Consider the following 20,398-nt stretch of genomic DNA (forward strand, 5'->3'; position numbering starts at 1 on the left):
GACGAGGCCGGCTCCGGGGAGCGTGCCGCCGGTATCCGCCGGCACGACCAGCACGGCCCTCCGGTGCGGCCGGACCGGGATTCCCCGGCCGCACCGGCGGACCGGCCTTTACCTGGGGAGGTAGCGCGAATGCGTACGGGTGTCTGGCTGGTGGGTGCGCGCGGCTCGGTCGCCACCACCGCCGTGGTCGGCGGGCTGGCCCTGCGGGCCGGGCTCACCGCGCCGACCGGCTGCGTGACCGAGCTGCCCGACCTGCGCGGGCCCGCGCTGCCGGGCTTCGCCGATCTCGTCTTCGGCGGCCACGACGTGGTCGCCACCCCGCTCACCAAACGCGCCGAGGCGCTCGCCGCCGCCGGGGTACTACCCGCCCGGCTGGCCGACGCCGTGGCGCCCGACCTGGCCGCCGTCGAGGCGGCACTGCGGCCCGCGCCGACCGAGGGCGACCAGGGCGAACGGATCGCCGCAGTGGTGCGCGACCTGACCGGGTTCCGCACCCGGCACGGGCTGGACCGGGTGGTGGTGGTCAACGTCGCCGCCACCGAACCGGCGCCCGCCCCGCACCCGGCCCACAGCGACCCGGCCGCGCTGCGGGACGCGCTGACCGGCCCGGCCGACGTGCTGCCGCCCAGCTCCGGATACGCGTACGCGGCGTTCACCGCCGGCTGCCCGTACGTGGACTTCACCCCGTCCACAGGTGCCCGCCTACCGGCCCTGGCCGCGCTCGCCGCCGAACGGAAGCTGCCGTACGCCGGGCACGACGGCAAGACCGGCGAGACGCTGCTCAAGTCGGTGCTCGCGCCGATGTTCGCGATGCGGCACCTGGCCGTGCGCTCCTGGTCCGGCACGAACCTGCTCGGCGGCGGCGACGGCGCCACGCTCGCCGACCCGGCCGCCAACGCCGCGAAGGTGGGCAGCAAGCAGCGGGTGCTCGCCGAGACGCTCGGCTACCTGCCGCAGGGCCACACCCGGATCGAGTACGTCGAGGAACTGGGCGACTTCAAGACCGCCTGGGACCTGGTCACGTTCGCCGGTTTCCTCGGCACCGGCATGCGGATGGAGTTCACCTGGCACGGCTGCGACTCGGCGCTGGCCGCGCCGCTCGTGCTGGACCTGGCCCGGCTCACCGCCGCCGCGCACGCCGCCGGCCGCCACGGCCCGCTGACCGAGCTGGCGTTCTTCTTCAAGGATCCGCTCGGCGCGACCGGTCACGCGCTCGGTGAACAGTGGACGGTGCTGCGGGACTTCGTCGCCGGCCTGCACGCCCGGGTGACGCCGTGACCCGCCTGGCCGACCTGGCCGAGCTGGTGCGGGCACCGGCCGCGCTGTCCGTACCGGGGGACGTGCTGTCCGGCGCGGCGGCGGCCGGTGCGCTCGGCCCGCGTACACCGGCTCTGGCCGGCGCGTCGGTGCTGCTCTACTGGGCCGGGATGGCCGCCAACGACTGGGCGGACCGGCGGCTGGACGCGGTCGAGCGGCCGGAGCGGCCGATCCCGTCCGGCCGGGTGCGCCCGGCCGTCGCGCTCGGCGTCGCGTCCGGCCTGACCGCCGCCGGGCTGGCCGTCGCCACCGCCGCCGGGGGCCGCCGGGCAGCCGCTGTCGCGCTCCCGCTCGCGGCCACCATCTGGGGGTACGACCTGCGCGCGAAGAACACCGCGGCCGGCCCGGCGGTGATGGCCGCCTGCCGGGGGCTGGACGTGCTGCTCGGCGCGAGCGGCGGGCGGGTGGTCCGGGCGCTACCGGCCGCGCTGACGGTCGCCGCGCACACCTGGACCGTGACCGCGCTGTCCCGCCGCGAGGTGACCGGCGCGGACCGGCGGCTGCCGGGCCTCACGCTCGCCGGCACCGCGCTGATCGCGCTCACCACCCCGGCCCGGCCCACCGTGTTAAGCGGGGCCCCCTCCTCTACCGGATGCGTTAAGAGGGGGCCCTTCCTTCGGCTCGGGGAGCTGGTGCCGGCGGTGCTGGCCGCCGGTTACGCCGCCCGGTACGGCCGGGCGCAGGCCCGGGTGCTGGCCGACCCGTCACCGGCCCGGGTGCGGGCCGCGGTGGGCGCGGGGATCACCGGGCTGCCCGCGTTGCAGGGCGCGCTGACCGCCCGCGCCGGGGCCCGTCTGCTCGGCCTCGCCGTGGCCGGCGCCGCCCCGCTCGGCCGCCGCCTGGCCCGACTGATCTCACCGACATGACCGCCGCTCCGGCCCCCCGGGCCGCCGCCGGCCCGCTGCCCGGGCCGGGCGCGCTGCGCTTCGGGTACGGCACCAACGGCTTCGCCAACCACCGGCTCGGCGACGCGCTGGCGGTGATCGCCGACCTCGGGTACGTGGGCGTCGCGCTCACCCTCGACCACGACCACCTGGACCCGTTCGCCCCCGGGCTGGCCCGCCGGGTCGCCGCCGTACGCCGCCGCCTGGACGCGCTCGGGCTCGCCGTGGTGGTCGAGACCGGTGCCCGGTACCTGCTCGACCCGCGCCACAAGCACGCGCCGACGCTGCTGCACGACGACCCGTCCCGGCGGGTGGAGTTCCTGCGCCGGGCCGTCCGGGTCGGCGCCGACCTGGGCGCGGAGGCGGTCTCCTTCTGGGCCGGCGTGCGCCCGCCCGGCGTACCACCCGACGTCGCGGCCGACCGCCTGGTCGCGGGCTGCGCGGTCGTATGCGCGGAGGCGGCGGAGGCGGGCGTGCCGCTGGGCTTCGAACCGGAGCCGGGCATGCTCGTCGAGGACATCGCCGGGTGGTGGCGGCTGCGCGAGGCGCTCGGCGCGCCGCCCGGCTTCGGCATCACGCTCGACATCGGACACTGCCGCTGCCTGGAGCCGCTGCCGGTGCCGCAGTGCGTGACCGGGGTCGCCGAGCATCTGGTCAACGTGCAGATCGACGACATGCGCCGGGGTGTGCACGAGCACCTGGAGTTCGGCACCGGCGAGATCGACTTCCCGCCGGTGCTGCGCGCCCTGGCCGACGCCGGCTACCGCGGGCTGGTGGCTGTGGAACTGCCCCGGCACTCGCACGCCGCCCCGGCCGTCGCCGCCCGCTCACTGGACTTCCTGCGCACCGCCGCCTCGCGCGGCGAGGGGCGGTGACCCACCACCTTCCACCCGGCAGAGGGGAGACGGCATGACACCCGACCGACTGCGCGCCGCGCTGCGGGGCGTACCCGATCCGCAGTGGCTGGACGCGGCGCTGCGCCGCGTCGCGACCGAACCCACGGCCATCGGGCGGTTCTTCGCCACCGCGGCCCGGCGGTGCGGGCGCGGGCCGCTGCCCGACCCGCCCGGCTGGACGGCCGACGACGCGGCGCGGGCGCTGCTGCTGACCGCGCTTCCGGACGGCCACGCCGCCGCCGCGGAGACGCTCTACCGGCAGGGCGACGCCGCCGAGAAACGCGCCGTGCTGCGCGCGCTGCCGCTGCTGCCGATCGGTGCGGAGTGCGTGCCGCTGCTGCACGACGCGATCCGCACCAACGACACCCGGCTGGTCGCCGCCGCGCTCGGGCCGTACGCCCGGCACCTGGAGCAGGCGACCTGGCGGCAGGCGGTGCTCAAGTGCGTGTTCACCGGCGTGCCGCTGGCGGTGGTCGACGGCCTGCCGGAGCGCGCCGACGGCGAGCTGGCCCGGATGCTCGCCGCGTTCGCCGCCGAGCGGCACGCCGCCGGCCGTGACATGCCCGCCGACGCGACCGACCTGCTGCGCCGGCTGACCATCCCCACCACGGAGGCGTGACATGCGCATCTTCGACCCGCACATCCACATGACGTCCCGCACCACCGACGACTACGAGCGGATGGCCGCCGCCGGGGTCCGGGCGGTGGTCGAGCCGGCGTTCTGGCTGGGCCAGCCGCGTACCAGCGTGGACAGCTTCGTGGACTACTTCGACTCGCTGATCGGGTGGGAGCCGTTCCGGGCCGGGCAGTTCGGCATCCGGCACCACGCCACAGTGGCGCTGAACCCGAAGGAGGCGAACGACCCGCGCTGCCGGCCGGTGCTCGACCTGCTGCCCCGCTACCTGGACAAGGACGGCGTGGTGGCGGTCGGCGAGATCGGCTACGACGCGATGACGCCGGCCGAGGACGCCGCGCTGGCCGGGCAGCTGGCCCTGGCCGTCGCGCACGACCTGCCCGCGCTGGTGCACACGCCGCATCGGGACAAGGCGCGCGGCGTCGAGCGGACCCTCGCGGTGGTGGCCGAGTCGGGCATCCCGCCCGGACGGGTGCTGGTCGACCACCTCAACGAGGTGACTGTGGAACTGGTCCGCGACACCGGCTGCTGGCTCGGCTTCTCCATCTACCCGGAGACGAAGATGTCGCCGCCGCGGATGGTGGAGCTGCTGAAGCGGTACGGCACCGAGCGGATGCTGGTGAACTCGGCGGCCGACTGGGGCCGGTCGGATCCGCTGCTGACCCGGGCGACCGGGGAGGCGATGCTGCTGGCCGGGTTCGACGCCGACGACGTGGACCGGGTGCTGTGGCGCAACCCGGTGGAGTTCTACGGCCAGTCCGGCCGGCTCGACCTGACCGACCTGGAGGCGAGCGACCCCACCTTCGCCGGCAACTCGATCATGCGCGGGGGGCAGTGATGCGGCTGCGCCACGCCGACGGCACGACCGTCCATCTCGGCTACTGCACGAACGTGCACCCGGCCGAGGACCTGGCGGGCATCGTCGCCCAGCTCGACACGTACGCGGTGGCGGTGCGCCGGGCGCTCGGCGCCGACCGGCTGGGGCTCGGACTCTGGCTGGCCGCGCCGGTCGCCGCCGCGCTCGCCGCCGACCCGGCGGCCCGCCGGCGGCTGCGCCACGAGCTGACCGTACGCGGGCTGGAGGTGGTCACGCTCAACGGCTTCCCGTACGCCGCGTTCCAGGCCCCGGTGGTCAAGGGCGCGGTGTACCACCCGGACTGGACCACGCCGCAGCGGTCGGCGTACACGCTGGACCTGGCCCGGGTGCTCGCCGACCTGCTGCCCGACGACGCCGCCCGGGGCTCGATCTCGACGCTGCCGCTGGCCTGGCGCACCCCGTGGGACGCGGGGCGGGCCGCCATCGCCCGGCGCCGGCTGGACGCGCTGGCCGAGGGGCTGGCCGCTGTGCAGCGGGACACCGGCCGGGTGATCCGGGTCGGCTTCGAGCCGGAACCCGGCTGTCTGGTGGAGTCGACGGGACAAGCACGCAAGGTATTCTCAGACATGGATACCGACCGGCTCGGGATCTGCCTGGATCTCGCGCACCTGGCCTGTGCCTGGGAGCAGCCGGCGGATGCCCTGGCCGGGCTGCGTGCCGCCGGGCTGCCGGTGGTCAAGGTCCAGGTGTCGGCCGCGGTCGAGGCGCCGGACCCGGCCGGCGCGAGCGCGGCGCTGCGCCGGTTCGTCGAACCGAGGTTCCTGCACCAGACCCGCGCGGCCGGTTGCGCCGGCGCCGCCGATCCGGCCGATCCGGCGTACGCCGCCGACGACCTCGACGCCGCACTCGACGCGCGGCTGCCCGGGGTGTGGCGGGTGCACTACCACGTGCCGTTGCACGCCCCGCCCGAGCCGCCGCTGCGCTCCACGGTGCCGGTGCTGCGCGAGGCGCTCGCCGCGTTGTTCGCCGGTCCGGTCGCCGGCTGCGACCACCTCGACGTCGAGACGTACACCTGGGGGGTGCTGCCGGCGGCGCGGCGGCCGCGCGGCGACGCGGAGCTGGCCGCCGGGATCGCCGCCGAGCTGGCGTTCGCCCGCGACGAGCTGACCGCGCTCGGCCTGGCCGGCGGCGGGGTGGGCGCTCCGGGTCCGCGGGCGGCGGAAGGCGTACCCTCGTGAGCCGGCGGCTGGTGGTGCTCGACGTGGTCGGGCTGACGCCGCGGCTGCTGGCGCACATGCCGCGGCTGCGCGCGGTGGCGGACGCCGGGTTCGCCGCCGAGCTGGGCACCGTGCTGCCGGCGGTGACCTGCTCGGCGCAGTCCACGTTCCTCACCGGCGAGCTGCCCGCCGGGCACGGCGTGGTGGGCAACGGCTGGTACTTCCGTGACCTGGGCGAGGTGCTGCTCTGGCGGCAGCACAACGCGCTCGTCGGCGGCGAGAAGGTGTGGCAGGCGGCCCGCCGCGTCGAGCCGGGCTACCGGGTCGCCAACGTCTGCTGGTGGTACGCGATGGGCGCGGACGTGGACTGGACGGTCACGCCGCGCCCGGTCTACCACGCCGATGGCCGCAAGGAGCCGGACTGCTGGACCGACCCGCCCGAGCTGCGGAACACACTCACCGACGCGCTCGGCACGTTCCCGCTGTTCACCTACTGGGGTCCGGGCGCGGGGCTGCCGTCCTCGGCGTGGATCAGCCGGGCGGCCCAGCGCATCCTCGCCGACCACGCCCCCGACCTGACCCTGGTCTACCTGCCGCACCTGGACTACGACCTGCAACGATTCGGCCCGTCCGGTCCGGAGGCCGCCGCCGCGGCGGCCGAGCTGGACACCGTGCTCGGTCCGCTGCTCGACGCCGCGCGGGAGCAGCGGGCCACGGTGGTGGCGTTGTCCGAGTACGGCATCACCGACGTGTCCCGCCCGGTGGACGTGAACCGGGTGCTGCGCGCCGAGGGGCTGTTGCGGGTCTACACCCAGGCCGGGATGGAATATCTCGACCCGTGGACGTCACGGGCGTTCGCGGTGGCCGACCACCAGGTGGCGCACGTCTACGTCAAGGAGCCGGCGGACGTGCCGGCGGTGGCGAAGCTGTGCGCCGCGCTGCCGGGCGTGGCCGAGGTGCTCGACGCCGCCGGGCAGGCCGGGTACGGGCTGGATCACCCGCGCTCGGGTGAGCTGGTGCTGGTGGCCGAGCCGGACGCCTGGTTCACGTACTACTACTGGCTCGACGACGCGCGGGCGCCCGACTTCGCCCGGCTGGTGGAGATCCACCGCAAGCCCGGCTACGACCCGGCCGAGCTGTTCTTCGACCCGGCCGCGCCGGGTGCGGCGAAGCGCCGGGCGGCGGTGGCGCTGGCCCGCAAGAAGCTCGGGCTGCGCTACCTGATGAACGTGGTGGGGCTGGACGCGGGCGCGCGTGCGGTGCGTGGTTCACACGGGCGCCTGCCCGCCGACCCGGCGGACGGCCCGGTGCTGCTCTGCTCCGACCGGGCCGCGATCCGGCCCCGGGTGGAGGCCACTGACGTGAAGGCGTTGCTGCTCGAACTCGCCGGACTGGCCTGGGAGGCACCATGACCGTAGCCGTCGCACCGACCGACCCGGCCCTGCTGCGGGGCCGCTTCGACGCCGCGCTCGCCGCGTTCCTGGACGCGAGGGAGCCTGGTCGGCCGGACGACGGTACGGGGGCCGTCCACACCGCTCTGCGCTGGTTCGTCCTGGCCGGCGGCAAGCGGATGCGCCCACTGTTCTGCTACTGGGGCTGGCGGGGGTTCGGCGGCCCGGACGCCTCGCCGATCGTGGTCGCCGCGGCGTCGCTGGAGCTGTTCCACGCGTTCGCGCTGATCCACGACGACATCGTGGACCGCAGCGACCGCCGCCGGGGCGCGCCGACGCTGCACCGGTTCTTCGCCGGCCTGCACGCCCGCTGCGGCTGGCAGGGCGACCCGGCGGCGTACGGCCGGCAGGCGGCGGTGCTCTGCGGCGACCTCTGCGCCACCTGGTCGGCCGAGATGTTCCACGGGTGCGGGTTGCCGCCCGAGCGGCTGCGCCGGGGGCACATGCTGCTGGTCCGGATGCGCTCGGAGGTGATCGCGGGGGAGTACCTGGACGTGGTCGGGGCGGCCGGGGACGGCTCGGTGGCGAGCGCGCTCACCGTGGTACGGCTGAAGACGGCCCGCTACACGGTGACCCGTCCGGTGCAGATCGGCGCCGCGCTCGCCGGTGCCGGGCCGGAGGAGGTGGCCGCGCTGGCCGGGTTCGGCGACCCGCTCGGGGACGCGTTCCAGCTCCGCGACGACCTGCTCGGCGTCTTCGGCGACCCGTCGGTGACCGGCAAGTCCAACCTGGACGACCTGCGGGAGGGCAAGCCGACAGTGCTGCTGGCGCTGGCCCGGGCGTCCACCTCGCCGGCCGGCGCGGCCCGGCTGCGGGAGCTGGTCGGCGATCCCGGCCTCGACCAGGCGGGCGCCGCCGAGGTTCGGGGCATCGTGGAGGAGTCCGGCGCGCGGGAGGCGGTGGAGCGGATGATCCGCACCCGGGCCGACGCCGCACTGGTCGCGCTGGACGCGTTGCCGCTGGCGGAGCCGGCGCGGCGGGTGCTGGCGGCGCTCGCGGAGCGGGCCGTCGACCGCCACGAGTGACCCGTACTTTTGTCGCTGAGCGCCGAAAGTCAAAGCCGATCGATCAGAAGCTATGGACAGGCTGATCGAAAGGTCTTAATGTCGTGCACAGCACAACGCTGTTTCGCCGAGGTGACCGCCCCGCACCGCCCGCCTCGGCGAGGTGACCTCCGGTCCTGACCGGAGGTCACGGCCCGCCGACCTCCCCGGCAGGCCGGCGCAGCATCCCCCTGCTCGGCATCCGGCGCGACGCGCGCCCGGTCCTGGCTGCGCGCGTCAGGAAGGGACAGCACAGCATGTCCAGCCACCCCCACCACCCCCGTGCCCGGCGACCGTTCGCCGCTGCCGCAGCGCTGCTGCTCGCGGCCACCGCCGGCACCGTCACAACGGCCGCGGCGTCCGTCCCGGCGTCCGCCCACCCGATCCCGGCGAGCGACTTCCAGCAGGTCGAACTCGCCCGCGGTGTCGCCGAGACCGGCGAACCGATGTCGCTCGCGGTGCTGCCCGACCGGTCGGTCCTGCACACCGCACGCAACGGCACGCTGCGCCGCACCGACGCGGCCGGTGCCACCACGGTCATCGGCACGCTGCCGGTCTACACCCACGACGAGGAGGGGCTCCAGGGCGTCGGCGTCGACCCCGGCTTCGCCTCCAACCGGCACATCTACCTCTACTACGCCCCGCTGCTGTCCACCCCGGCCGGGGACGCGCCCGCCACCGGCAGCGACTTCTCCGCCTGGCAGGGCGTCAACCGGCTGTCCCGGTTCACGCTCAACGCCGACTTCACGCTCAACCAGGCCAGCAAGGTCGACGTGCTCGACGTACCGGCCGACCGGGGGCTGTGCTGCCACGTCGGCGGGGACATCGACTTCGACGCCGCCGGCAACCTCTACCTGTCCACCGGCGACGACACCAACCCGTTCGACTCGGCCGGCTACGCGCCGATCGACGAGCGCACCAACCGCAACCCCGGGTACGACGCGCAGCGCAGCGCCGGCAACACCAACGACCTGCGTGGCAAGATCCTGCGGATCAAGGTGAACGCCAACGGCACGTACTCGATCCCGGCCGGCAACCTCTTCGCGCCCGGCACCGCGCGGACCCGCCCGGAGATCTACGCGATGGGCTTCCGCAACCCGTTCCGGATCAGCGTCGACAAGGCCACCGGCGTCGTCTACGTGGGCGACTACGGGCCGGACGCCGGCACCACCACGGCCCGCGGCCCGTCCGGGCAGGTCGAGTTCAACCGGGTCACCGGGCCCGGCAACTACGGCTGGCCGTACTGCACCGGCACCAACACGGCCGCCGAGACGTACGCCGAGTGGGACTTCGCCACCGGCACCGCCGGCCCGAAGTTCAACTGCACCGGCGGCCCGGCGAACAACTCGTTCCGTAACACCGGCCTGGCCACGCTGCCGGCGGCCAAGCCGTCCTGGATCCGCTACGCCGGTGACGCCGGCAGCCCGCCCGAGTTCGGCGGCGGCTCCGAGTCGCCGATGGGCGGCCCGGTCTACCGGTACGACGCGGCGAACCCGTCCACCACGAAGTTCCCGCAGTCGTTCGACGGGCAGTTCTTCGCCACCGAGTTCGGCCGGGGCTGGATCAAGCCGATCCACGTCGACGCGGACGGCTCACCCGGCACCATCGACAGCTTCCCGTGGACCGGCAAGCAGGTGATGGACTCGGCGTTCGGCCCGGACGGCGCGTACTACGTGCTCGACTACGGAACCGGCTACTTCAACGGCGACGCCAACTCGGCGCTGTACCGCTTCGACTACCTGGGCGGCGCCAACCGCGCCCCGGTGGCCCGCGCCGCCGCCGACCGGACCTCCGGCGCCGCGCCGCTCACAGTGGCGTTCTCCTCGGCCGGCTCGTCCGACCCGGAGGGCGGCGCGCTGACGTACGCCTGGACGTTCGGCGACGGCGGCACCTCCACCGCGGCGAACCCCTCGCACACCTACACCGCGAACGGCAGGTACACCGCCACGCTCACCGCGCGCGACGCGCAGGGCGCCACCGGCACCGCCAGCGTGACGATCACAGTGGGCAACACCGCGCCGACCGTGGTGATCGAGACACCCGGCAACGGCAAGCTGTTCTCCTTCGGCGACACCGTGCCGTTCCGGATCACCGTCACCGACCCGGAGGACGCCACGATCGACTGCACGAAGGTCAAGATGACCTATGTGCTCGGCCACGACCAGCACGGCCACCAGATCACCTCGGCGACGGGCTGCACCGGCTCGATCGCCGTACCCGTCGACGGTGAGCACGACGACGCGGCGAACATCTTCGCCGTCTTCGACGCCGAGTACACCGACTCCGGCGGCCTCACCACGCACACCCAGCACACGCTCCAGCCCCGGCACCGGCAGGCCGAGCACTTCAAGACCTCGTCCGGGATCAACACGTTCGACAAGGCCACCGCCGAGGGCGGCAAGACCGTCGGCGACATCCACAACGGGGACTGGATCGCGTTCCAGCCGTACCTGCTGGCCGACGCCACCGGGTTCACCGCCCGGGTCTCGTCCGCCGGGGCGGGCGGCACGCTCCAGGTGCGGGCGGGCTCGGCCACCGGCACCGTGCTCGGCACGGCCACCGTCCCGGTCACCGGCGCCTGGGACACGTTCACCACAGTGACCGGCACGATCACCGGTCCGCCGGCCGGTACCACCACGCTCTACCTCACGTTCGCCGGCGGTACCGGGGCGCTCTACGACCTGGACGCGTTCACGCTCGCCACGTCGGCGGTCCGTACCGGCCCGGTGAAGGGCCTGGCCGGCAAGTGCCTGGACGTCCGCAACGCCGCCACCGCCGACGGCACGCAGATCCAGCTCTACACCTGCAACGGCACGACGGCGCAGTCGTGGACCGTGACGCCGAACGGCACCGTGAAGGCGCTCGGCAAGTGCCTGGACGTGTCGGGTGGTGCCAGCGCGGACGGCACGAAGATCCAGCTCTACACGTGCAACGGCACCGGGGCGCAGAACTGGTCCGCGCAGGCCGACGGGACGCTGCGCAACCCGCAGTCGGGCAAGTGCCTGGACGTGTCCGGCAACAACTCGGCCGACGGCACGGCGGTGCACCTGTGGACGTGCAACGCCGCCGCGAACCAGCGCTGGACCCTACCCTGAGGAATGGAAGGAGAACGTCGATGAGACTCCTCCGCACCGCGCTGGGGGCGGTGACCGCCGTGCTCGCCACCATCGCCTGCACCGCGCCCGCCAACCCGGCGAGCGCCGCCGACGCCCCCTACGACGTGCTGGTCTTCTCCAAGACCGCCGGCTTCCGGCACGACTCCATCGCGGCCGGCACGCAGGCCGTGCGCGAGCTGGGGGCGGCGAACAACTTCACCGTCACCGCGACCGAGGACGCCGCCCAGTTCACCACCGCCAACCTGGCCCGCTTCGAGGCGGTGATCTTCCTCAACACCACAGGGGACGTCCTGAACGCCACCCAGCAGTCGGCGTTCGAGGCGTACATCGGCGCCGGCGGCGGGTACGTCGGCGTGCACTCCGCCGCCGACACCGAGTACGACTGGCCGTTCTACGGCAATCTGGTCGGCGCCTGGTTCGCCTCCCACCCGGCCATCCAGCCGGCCACCGTGAAGGTGGAGGACCGGGCGCACGCGGCCACCGCGCACCTGCCCCAGCGGTGGAACCGCACCGACGAGTGGTACGACTACCGCACCAACGCCCGCTCCACCGCGCACGTGCTGGCCAGCCTGGACGAGTCGTCGTACTCCGGGGGTTCGATGGGCGGCGACCACCCGCACGCCTGGTGCAAGACGTACAGCGGGGGCCGGTCCTTCTACACCGGCGGCGGCCACACCCAGGCGTCCTACGCCGACGCGGCGTTCCGGGCGCACCTGCTCGGCGGCATCCGCTACGCCGCCGGGCGCACGAAGGCCGACTGCCGGCCGGAGACCGGCTACACCGCGCTCTACAACGGTGGCACCACCGGCTGGTCGCAGGCCGGGCCGGGCAGCTTCACCAACGCCGACGCCACGCTCACCTCGGTCGGCGGCATGGGCCTGTACTGGTACAGCGCGAAGCAGTTCACCAACTACTCGCTGAAGCTGGACTGGCGGCTGGCCGGTGACGACAACTCGGGCGTGTTCGTCGGCTTCCCGCCGTCGAGCGACCCGAACTCGGCGGTGAACAACGGCTACGAGGTGCAGATCGACCCCACCGACGCGGCCGACCGGACCACCGGCGCGATCTACGGTTTCAAGTCCGCCGACCTGGCGGTCCGGGACGCGGTGCTCAACCCGGCGGGGGAGTGGAACACCTACGAGATCCTGGTCGAGTCCGAGCGGCTCCAGGTCTTCCTCAACGGCGTACGGATCAACGACTTCACCAACACCGACCCGGTCCGGTCGCTCGCCGGGCACGTCGGCATCCAGAACCACGGCACCGGCGACGACGTGTCGTTCCGCAACATCCGGATCAAGGAACTCGGCGGCACGCCGCCGCCGACCGGCAACACCACAGTCCAGGCCGAGGCGTTCGGTTCGGCGAGCGGCGTCAGCGCGTACCCGAAGGCCGGCGCCAACGGCGGCCAGACCCTGGGGTACGTGGACCCGGGCGACTGGGCCGCGTACCCGGGGCTGGACCTGACCGGCGTGACGTCGCTGCGCGCCCGGGTGGTCTCCGGCGGCCCGGGCGGCACACTCCAGGTACGCACCGGCTCGCCGACCGGCCCGGTGCTCGGCCAGGTGGCGGTGCCGAACACCGGTAGCTGGACCACGTTCGCCGACGTGAGCACCGCGCTCACCGGCGTGCCGTCCGGTACGCAGACAGTGCACCTGACGTTCACCGGCAGCGGTTCCGGGCTGTTCGACGTCGACGACTTCACGCTGGTCCGCTCGACCGGCACCGGCGGCGCCGGCCCGGTCAGGGGCCTGGCCGGAAAGTGCCTGGACGTGCGGGGCGGGTCGTCGGCGGACGGCACGCAGATCCAGCTCTACACCTGCAACGGCTCGTCGGCGCAGTCGTGGACCGTGACGCCGAACGGGCCGGTGAAGGCGCTCGGCAAGTGCCTGGACGTGTCCGGTGGCGGCAGCGCCGACGGCACGAAGATCCAGTTGTATTCGTGCAACGGCACGGGTGCGCAGAACTGGTCGGCGCAGGCGGACGGGACGGTGCGTAACCCGCAGTCGGGCAAGTGCCTGGACGTGTCCGGCAACAACTCGGCCGACGGCACCGCGGTGCACCTGTGGACGTGCACGGGCGCGGCGAACCAGCGCTGGACCCTGCCCTGACGGAGGCCATAGAGTGGAGGCGGCGACCGCGAGGTGGCCGGTGATCCGGCGGGAGGCGCAACCCGTCCGGGAGCAGACGCTCCGGCGTCCACCGGTTCCCACGCGCCGCCGCCTCCGGTCGTCCTCGCCCCGGTCCGCGACGGAATCCCCCATCACCACAGGGGAGAAGGACAATGGCGCGACCCATCACGCTCTTCACCGGCCAGTGGGCCGATCTGCCGTTCGACGAGGTCTGCCGGCTCGCCGCCGAGTGGGGCTACGACGGGCTGGAGATCGCCTGCTGGGGCGACCACTTCGAGGTGGACAAGGCGCTCGCCGACGACTCGTACGTGGAGCGCAAGCGGGCCACCCTCGCCAAGCACAACCTCCAGGTGTTCGCCGTCTCCAACCACCTGGTCGGGCAGGCGGTCTGCGACCACCCGATCGACGAGCGGCACCAGGACATCCTGCCGGCCCGGATCTGGGGTGACGGCGAGCCGGAGGGGGTGCGGCAGCGGGCCGCCGAGGAGATCAAGGACACCGCGCGGGCGGCGGCGAAGCTCGGCGTACGCACCGTCGTCGGCTTCACCGGCTCGTCCATCTGGCACACGGTGGCGATGTTCCCGCCGGTGCCGCCGGCCATGATCGAGCGCGGCTACCAGGACTTCGCCGACCGGTGGAACCCGATCCTCGACGTGTTCGACGAGGTGGGCGTGCGGTTCGCGCACGAGGTGCACCCCAGCGAGATCGCCTACGACTACTGGACCACGAAGCGCACGCTGGAGGCGATCGGGCACCGGGAGGCGTTCGGGCTCAACTGGGATCCGTCGCACTTCGTCTGGCAGGAGCTGGACCCGGTGAACTTCATCTTCGACTTCGCCGACCGGATCTACCACGTCGACTGCAAGGACGCGAAGGTCCGTACCGGGGACGGGCGGCGCGGCCGGCTCTCCTCCCACCTGCCCTGGGCCGACATGCGGCGCGGCTGGGACTTCGTCTCCACCGGCCACGGCGACGTGCCGTGGGAGGACTGCTTCCGGGCGCTGAACGCGATCGGCTACGACGGCCCGATCTCGGTCGAGTGGGAGGACGCCGGCATGGACCGCCTGGTCGGCGCGCCGGAGGCGCTCCAGTTCGTCCGTCGCCTGGCCTTCGACGCCCCGAGCGCCGCCTTCGACGCCGCCTTCAGCAGCAGCCGCGACTGACCCGCCCTCCCGCCCCGCCCTCCCGTCCTCGGCGCGCGCGATCTTGCAGTTGCGGCCCTCCCGAAGCGGGAATAAACGGCATCACGCGGGCCGCAAGTGCAAGATCGACGGGGTGGCGGGGCGGCGGGGTGGCGGGGGTGGGAGCGGTCAGCGCGCGGCGTAGGACTGGGTGCTCACCAGGTGGGCGGCGCCGATCAGGCCGGCGGTGTCGCCCAGGTCGGACAGGACGATCGGCATGCTGCCGGTGGCCAGCGGTGTGGAGCGCCGGTAGACCACGCCCCGGATCTCGGCGAGCAGCACCGGCCCGATCCCGGCCGGCGCGCCGCCGATGATCACGATGGCCGGGTTGACGAAGCTGACCAGCCCGACCAGCACCCGCCCGAGCCGGCGGGCGGCGTCGCGGACGAGCGTCTGCGCCGCCGGGTCGCCCTCGGTCGCCGCCGCGGCCACGTCGGCCACCGACAGCGTCCCGGCCGCCGCCAGCCGGTCCGCCAGCGCCGTCGAGCGCCCGGCCCGCGCGGCGGTCACCGCCTCCCGCACCAGTGCGACATCCCCGCAGTACGCCTCGACGCACCCGTTGTTGCCGCACCCGCACAGCGGCCCGTCCTCGGTGAGCTGGAAGTGGCCGATGTCGCCGGCCCCGCTGGCCGCGCCCCGGTAGAGCGAGCCGGCGAGCACCAGCCCGCAGCCGATCGCCTCGCCCAGCTTGACGTAGAGGAAGTCGTCGAACGGCCGGCCGGTGCCGGCGTGCCGTTCGCCGAGGGCCATCGCGTTGGCGTCGTTGTCCACCTGCACCGGGCAGCCCAGCTCGGCGGCGAGCGTGTCGCGTACCGGGAAGCGGTGCCAGCCGGGCAGGGCCGGCGCGGAGACCGGCGAGCCGTCGCGGACCTCGACCGGTGCGGGCAGCGCGACGCCGACGCCGGTGAGCGACGACAGTCCCGCCTCGACGCGCAGCTTGCCGAGTAGTTCGACGATGCGCCCGACCACCACGTCCGGGCCGAGCCGGACGTCCACCGGCTCGTCGTGCCGGGCGAGGGGGTTCAGTTCGCCGTCGGTGAGCGCGACCCGCAGGACGCCGTCGCCGACGAGCACCGCGCCGAACCGGACCTGTGCGCCGACGCGCAGCAGCGACGACCGGCGTCCGCCCCGCGACGCGGCCGGCCCGGCGCTCTCCACCAGGCCGAGCGTGGTCAACCGGTCCACCTCGGCGGCGAACCGGGCCCGGGGCAGGCCGAGGAGGTCGGCCAGCTCGACCCGGGAGCGCGGGCCGTCGTCGCGCAGCAGGCGCAGCAGCCGCGCCTGATCCGCCGTCTCCGGTCCGGCCATCGGCATGTGGTCACCTCCCCACCGAGAATGTGCCACATCCGTGCCCGCGCACACGGGAGCGGGCCGGTCACCCGGAGGTGACCGGCCCGCTGTCCGCTGCTGTCAGAGCGTGTTGCCGGTGCTGGACGGCTTGGTGCTCGTGCCGGTCGTGGTCGAGCCGGACGCGCTGGTCGAGCCCGTCCCGTTGGTGCTGCGGCTGCCGACCGCGGCCGGCGTGCCGGCGAACGGCTTGTCGGCGTCGGTCATGCCCGGCTTGCCGCCGTTGGTGGCGAGCTTCTCACCGAGCTTGGTCTGCCCCAGCTTGTCCTTGCCCTCCGAGTAGAGCCGGGTCGCCTGGGCCTGCGCGACCCCGGCCGCCTCCTGGACGGTCGGGTGGTCGAGCACCTTGCGCCCGCGGACCACCAGCTCCTCGTACTTCTCCCGGCCGGCACGGGCGCCCAGGACGAATCCCGCAGCCAGCCCGCCAAGAAACATGATCTTTCCGCGCATGGCGGCTCCTTCCGTACCTGACGCTCTCGCCGGTTTCCGCCAGCTCGGCGGAATGACCGTCTCGCGCCTGCGTTCTCTGTCGACGGCTAACTACCCATCCTGCTCTCCGCTCATGCCTCCCTGTGCCGAGATGACGATTTGTCCGTAATCCTCGCGCGTCAGCCGGTCAGCTCCTCCTCCGGTAACCCCCTGGCGCACCACCCCCCGATGTCCTGTACTCTTGTCCCCGTCGCACGGAGCGGAGAGATCCGAACCGAGCGGTGCACGGTCCCCTGTAGCTCAATTGGCAGAGCAGCCGGCTGTTAACCGGCAGGTTATTGGTTCGAGTCCAATCGGGGGAGCTTCGCTCCACGTCACGCCCGTCGGCATAGCCGGCGGGCGTTCATCGTTCCCGCGCCCCGGCGCGTGCTCCGGCTGCCCGGTTTCCGCCCCCGGCTCCTCGTTCGCCCGGCAGGATGGTCGGCGTCGACCTAGACTCCCGCTGCGTCGATTGATGCGTCGATTCGAGGACGGTGGAGATGGCCGCAGGACGCAGCCGCTGGACCGCGACGCTGATCGCGGTGGCGGTGGTGCTCGGCTGGCTGGTCGTCGGCGGCATCGCCGGCCCGTACTCCGGCAAACTCGGCGAGGTATCCACCAACGACAACGCCTCCTTCCTGCCGGCCGACGCCGAGGCCACCCGGGCGCAGGATCTGGCCGCCGGATTCGTCGACCGGGAGACCACCCCGGCACTCGTGGTCTACGAACGACCCAGCGGCCTCACCCCGGCGGACCAGCAGCGGATCCAGGCCGACGCGGCCCGCTTCGCCGAGGTGCCGGGCGTGGTCGGCCCGCTGCCGCCACCGATCGTCAGCCAGGACAAGCAGGCCGCCCAGGTGATCGTGCCGATCGACAGCGCCGAGGGCGAACAGATCCGGTCCGTGGTGGAACGCCTGCGCGACATCGCCGGCCCGGACCGTGACGGGCTCACCGTCGACGTGGCTGGACCGGCCGGGCTGCTCGGCGACCTGATCGAGGTGTTCAGCGCGATCGACGGGCCGCTGCTCCTGGTCACGCTCACAGTGGTGCTGGTCATCCTGCTTGTCGTCTACCGCAGCCCGACCCTCTGGATCTTCCCGCTGCTGGCCGCCGGGATGTCGTACTCGCTCGCCGCCGTCGTCGTCTACCTGCTCGCCGACCACGACATCGTCAAGCTCAACGGGCAGGCACAGGGCATCCTCACCGTGCTCGTCTTCGGCGCCGGCACCGACTACGCGCTGCTGCTCATCGCCCGCTACCGGGAGGAACTGCACCGGCACGAGCGCCCCTGGGACGCGATGCGGACCGCCTGGAAGGGCGCCGCCCCGGCCATCATCGCCTCCGGCGCCACAGTCATCGTCAGCCTGCTCTGCCTGCTGCTGTCCAGCCTGAACTCCAACCGGGCGCTCGGCCCGGTCAGCGCCGTCGGCATCGCCGCCACGCTGCTGGTCATGCTCACCTTCCTGCCCGCGCTGCTGGTCCTCGGCGGCCGCTGGGCGTTCTGGCCCCGGCGACCCCGGTACGACCAGGCCGACCCGCGCACCGAGCACGGCATCTGGGGGCGGATCGCCGGCTTCGTGGCGCGCCGCGCGCGTACCGTCTGGGTCGTCACCGCCGTGGTGCTCGCCGCCCTCGCGATCGGGGTGACCCAGCTCGGCGCCACCACGCTCGGCCAGTCCCAGCTGTTCACCGAGCGCACCGACTCGGTGGCCGGGCAGGAGGTCATCGACAGGCACTTCCCGGCCGGCACCGGCAGCCCCGCCACCATCTTCACCACCCAGGCGACCGCGCGGCAGGTCGCCCAGGTGGTGCAGGGCGTACCGGGCGTCGCCTCGGTGCTGCCGCTCGGCCGGCAGGGCGAGAACGCGCCGCCCGACCCGGACGCGCCCCCCGAGGTGGTCGACGGGCGGGTCCAGCTCAATGTCACGCTCGCCGACCCGCCGGACAGCAACGGCGCCGAGCGGACCATCCGCGACCTGCGCGAGGCGGTGCACCGGGTACCCGGCGCGGACGCGGTGGTCGGCGGCTTCACCGCGATCAACGTGGACACCGCCGACGCCTCGGTACGCGACCGCGACGTCATCATCCCGGTGGTGCTGCTGGTCATCGCGGTCATCCTGGCCCTGCTGCTGCGCGCCCTGGTCGCACCGGTGCTGCTGATCGCCACGGTGGTGCTGTCGTTCCTGGCCACGCTGGGCCTGTGCGCGCTGCTGTTCCGGTACGTCTTCGGCTTCCCCGGCGTCGACCAGTCGTTCCCGCTGTTCGCGTTCGTGTTCCTGGTCGCGCTCGGCATCGACTACAACATCTTCCTGATGAGCCGGGTCCGCGAGGAGTCGGTCCGCCGCGGCACCCGCGCCGGTGTGCTCGCCGGACTGGCCGTCACCGGCGGCGTCATCACCTCCGCCGGCATCGTGCTCGCCGCCACGTTCTCCGCGCTCGCCGTCCTGCCGCTCGTGGTGCTCGTCGAGCTGGGCGTGGCGGTCGCCGTCGGCGTCCTGCTGGACACCGTCGTGGTCCGCTCGCTGCTGGTGCCCGCGCTCGCGTACGACATCGGGCCGAAGGTCTGGTGGCCGGGCCGGTTGTCGCGGTCGCACCGCGAGGGCGACCGCGCCGGGGCGGGGGTGGACCGTGCCTGACACGGACGTGGTGGTCGTCGGCGGCGGCCTGGCCGGTCTCGCCGCCGCTCGGCGGCTGCACCGCGCGGGCGTGCCGTGGCGGCTGCTGGAGGCGGGCGACCGGCTCGGCGGGCGGGTCGCCACCGACCGCGTCGACGGGTTCCTGCTGGACCGGGGCTTCCAGGTGCTCAACGCCGCGTACCCGCGGCTGGCCGGCCTGGTCGACCTCGGCGCGCTCGACATGGGCTGGTTCACCTCCGGCGTGCTGGTGCGCCGCGGCGACCGGCTGGAACGCCTGGTCAACCCGCTGCGCGAACCCGCCGGCGCACCCGGCACGCTCACCGCCGGCATCGGATCGCTGACCGACAGGTTGCGGTTCGCCACGCTCGCCGCCGGCTACGCCACGGTGCCGGTCGGGCGGCTGCTCGACACACCCGAGACCACCGCCGAGACGGCGCTGCGCCGGGCCGGGCTCTCCGACGCGATCATCGAGGAACTGCTCCGGCCGTTCCTGTCCGGCGTGCTGCTCGACCGCGAGCTGGCCACCTCCAGCCACGTGCTCGCGGTCGTCATGCGCTCCTTCGCCCGGGGGAGGATCGGCCTGCCGGCGGACGGCATGGCGGCGCTGCCCCGGGCGCTCGCCGCGCCGCTGCCCGCCGAGCTGATCGAGCTGAACACCCCGGTCACCGAGGTCGCGCCCGGCCGGGTCCGCACCCCGTCCGGCGAGATCACCTGCCGCGCCGTCGTGGTCGCGGTGGACCCCCCGGCGGCGGCCACGCTGCTGCCCGGTCTCGATCGGGTACGCATGCACGCGTACACCACCTACTACCACCGCACCGATACGGCGCCACTGGACGAGCCGATCCTGCTGCTCGACGGCGACCGGCGGGAACTCGTCGCCAACACGGTGGTGGTGAGCCGGGCCGCGCCCACGTACGCGCCCGACGGCGAGCACCTGGTCGCCACCTCCGTGGTCGGCCCGCAGACCCCGCCCGAACCGGTGATCCGGCGCGAACTGGACCGCCTCTACGGCCGCTCCACCGCCGACTGGACCCACCTCACCACAGTCACCGTGCCGGACGCGCTACCCGCCGCCCCGCCACCCCAGGGCCGGCTGCGCAAGCCGGTGGCGCTCGGCGACGGCCTGTACGTGGCCGGGGACCACCGGGACAGCCCGTCCATCCAGGGCGCGCTCGCCAGCGGGTGGCGAGCGGTCGGCGCGGTCCTCGCGGAGTTGCGGCGCGCGTGAGGCGTCGACGGGTTGCGCGTTGTTATCCTCGCGT

Annotated in this window: 15 protein-coding genes and 1 tRNA gene; 14 read left to right on the forward strand and 2 right to left on the reverse strand. The window is 74.0% G+C overall.

Translation table 11 applies throughout. From position 1 onward, the window contains the following. Positions 1-129 precede the first annotated feature (129 nt). From ABIH81_RS15430 to ABIH81_RS15480, 11 genes are all read left to right on the forward strand, one after another. Positions 130-1,278: an inositol-3-phosphate synthase gene (locus ABIH81_RS15430; protein ID WP_349880907.1), complete on the forward strand. Its 1,149-nt coding sequence runs from the start codon at positions 130-132 to the stop codon at positions 1,276-1,278. After that, positions 1,275-2,183, forward strand: coding sequence for an SCO3242 family prenyltransferase (locus ABIH81_RS15435; protein WP_349880908.1), 909 nt, complete (start codon positions 1,275-1,277; stop codon positions 2,181-2,183). Before ABIH81_RS15430 ends, ABIH81_RS15435 begins: the two co-directional genes overlap by 4 nt. Next, positions 2,180-3,076 (forward strand): sugar phosphate isomerase/epimerase family protein, encoded by an 897-nt coding sequence (locus ABIH81_RS15440; protein WP_349880909.1) that lies wholly within the window; start codon positions 2,180-2,182, stop codon positions 3,074-3,076. The genes ABIH81_RS15435 and ABIH81_RS15440 overlap by 4 nt, the downstream gene beginning before the upstream one ends. Before the next feature lie 34 nt (positions 3,077-3,110). Next, positions 3,111-3,716: an EboA domain-containing protein gene (locus ABIH81_RS15445; protein WP_349880910.1), complete on the forward strand. Its 606-nt coding sequence runs from the start codon at positions 3,111-3,113 to the stop codon at positions 3,714-3,716. Position 3,717: 1 nt separating this feature from the next. Next, complete coding sequence (locus ABIH81_RS15450; RefSeq protein ID WP_349880911.1) at positions 3,718-4,569, forward strand: TatD family hydrolase; 852 nt, start codon at positions 3,718-3,720, stop codon at positions 4,567-4,569. After that, complete coding sequence (eboE, locus tag ABIH81_RS15455) at positions 4,569-5,786, forward strand: metabolite traffic protein EboE (protein WP_349880912.1); 1,218 nt, start codon at positions 4,569-4,571, stop codon at positions 5,784-5,786. Before ABIH81_RS15450 ends, eboE begins: the two co-directional genes overlap by 1 nt. Beyond that, entirely contained in the window at positions 5,783-7,177 is a 1,395-nt protein-coding gene (locus tag ABIH81_RS15460) for a nucleotide pyrophosphatase/phosphodiesterase family protein (RefSeq protein WP_349880913.1), read from the forward strand. Before eboE ends, ABIH81_RS15460 begins: the two co-directional genes overlap by 4 nt. After that, entirely contained in the window at positions 7,174-8,241 is a 1,068-nt protein-coding gene (locus ABIH81_RS15465) for a polyprenyl synthetase family protein (protein ID WP_349880914.1), read from the forward strand. Before ABIH81_RS15460 ends, ABIH81_RS15465 begins: the two co-directional genes overlap by 4 nt. Positions 8,242-8,516: 275 nt before the next feature. Further along, on the forward strand, positions 8,517-11,354 hold the full coding sequence (locus ABIH81_RS15470; protein WP_349880915.1) for an RICIN domain-containing protein: 2,838 nt from the start codon (positions 8,517-8,519) through the stop codon (positions 11,352-11,354). 20 nt (positions 11,355-11,374) lie between these two features. Then, positions 11,375-13,483 carry a lectin gene (locus tag ABIH81_RS15475; protein ID WP_349880916.1) on the forward strand — a complete coding sequence of 703 codons (2,109 nt, stop codon included), beginning with the start codon at positions 11,375-11,377 and terminating at the stop codon, positions 13,481-13,483. 173 nt (positions 13,484-13,656) lie between these two features. Next, entirely contained in the window at positions 13,657-14,667 is a 1,011-nt protein-coding gene (locus ABIH81_RS15480) for a sugar phosphate isomerase/epimerase family protein (RefSeq protein ID WP_349880917.1), read from the forward strand. 147 nt (positions 14,668-14,814) lie between these two features. On the opposite strand, the gene ABIH81_RS15485 is transcribed toward ABIH81_RS15480, so the two are convergent. Next, complete coding sequence (locus tag ABIH81_RS15485; protein ID WP_349880918.1) at positions 14,815-15,999, reverse strand: ROK family transcriptional regulator; 1,185 nt, start codon at positions 15,997-15,999, stop codon at positions 14,815-14,817. A 96-nt stretch (positions 16,000-16,095) separates the two neighbouring features. Then, positions 16,096-16,482: a hypothetical protein gene (locus tag ABIH81_RS15490; protein WP_349880919.1), complete on the reverse strand. Its 387-nt coding sequence runs from the start codon at positions 16,480-16,482 to the stop codon at positions 16,096-16,098. 268 nt (positions 16,483-16,750) lie between these two features. On the opposite strand from ABIH81_RS15490, the gene ABIH81_RS15495 reads away from it, so the two are divergent. From ABIH81_RS15495 to ABIH81_RS15505, 3 genes are all read left to right on the forward strand, one after another. Beyond that, positions 16,751-16,823: transfer RNA gene (locus tag ABIH81_RS15495), tRNA-Asn, on the forward strand. A gap of 177 nt (positions 16,824-17,000) precedes the next feature. After that, positions 17,001-19,136: an MMPL family transporter gene (locus ABIH81_RS15500; protein WP_349880920.1), complete on the forward strand. Its 2,136-nt coding sequence runs from the start codon at positions 17,001-17,003 to the stop codon at positions 19,134-19,136. Next, positions 19,129-20,364 carry an NAD(P)/FAD-dependent oxidoreductase gene (locus ABIH81_RS15505; protein WP_349880921.1) on the forward strand — a complete coding sequence of 412 codons (1,236 nt, stop codon included), beginning with the start codon at positions 19,129-19,131 and terminating at the stop codon, positions 20,362-20,364. Before ABIH81_RS15500 ends, ABIH81_RS15505 begins: the two co-directional genes overlap by 8 nt. The last annotated feature ends 34 nt before the right edge of the window (positions 20,365-20,398 follow it).

The organism is Micromonospora sp. HUAS YX12, assembly GCF_040215685.1.
In the GTDB taxonomy this organism is placed as follows: domain Bacteria; phylum Actinomycetota; class Actinomycetes; order Mycobacteriales; family Micromonosporaceae; genus Micromonospora; species Micromonospora tulbaghiae.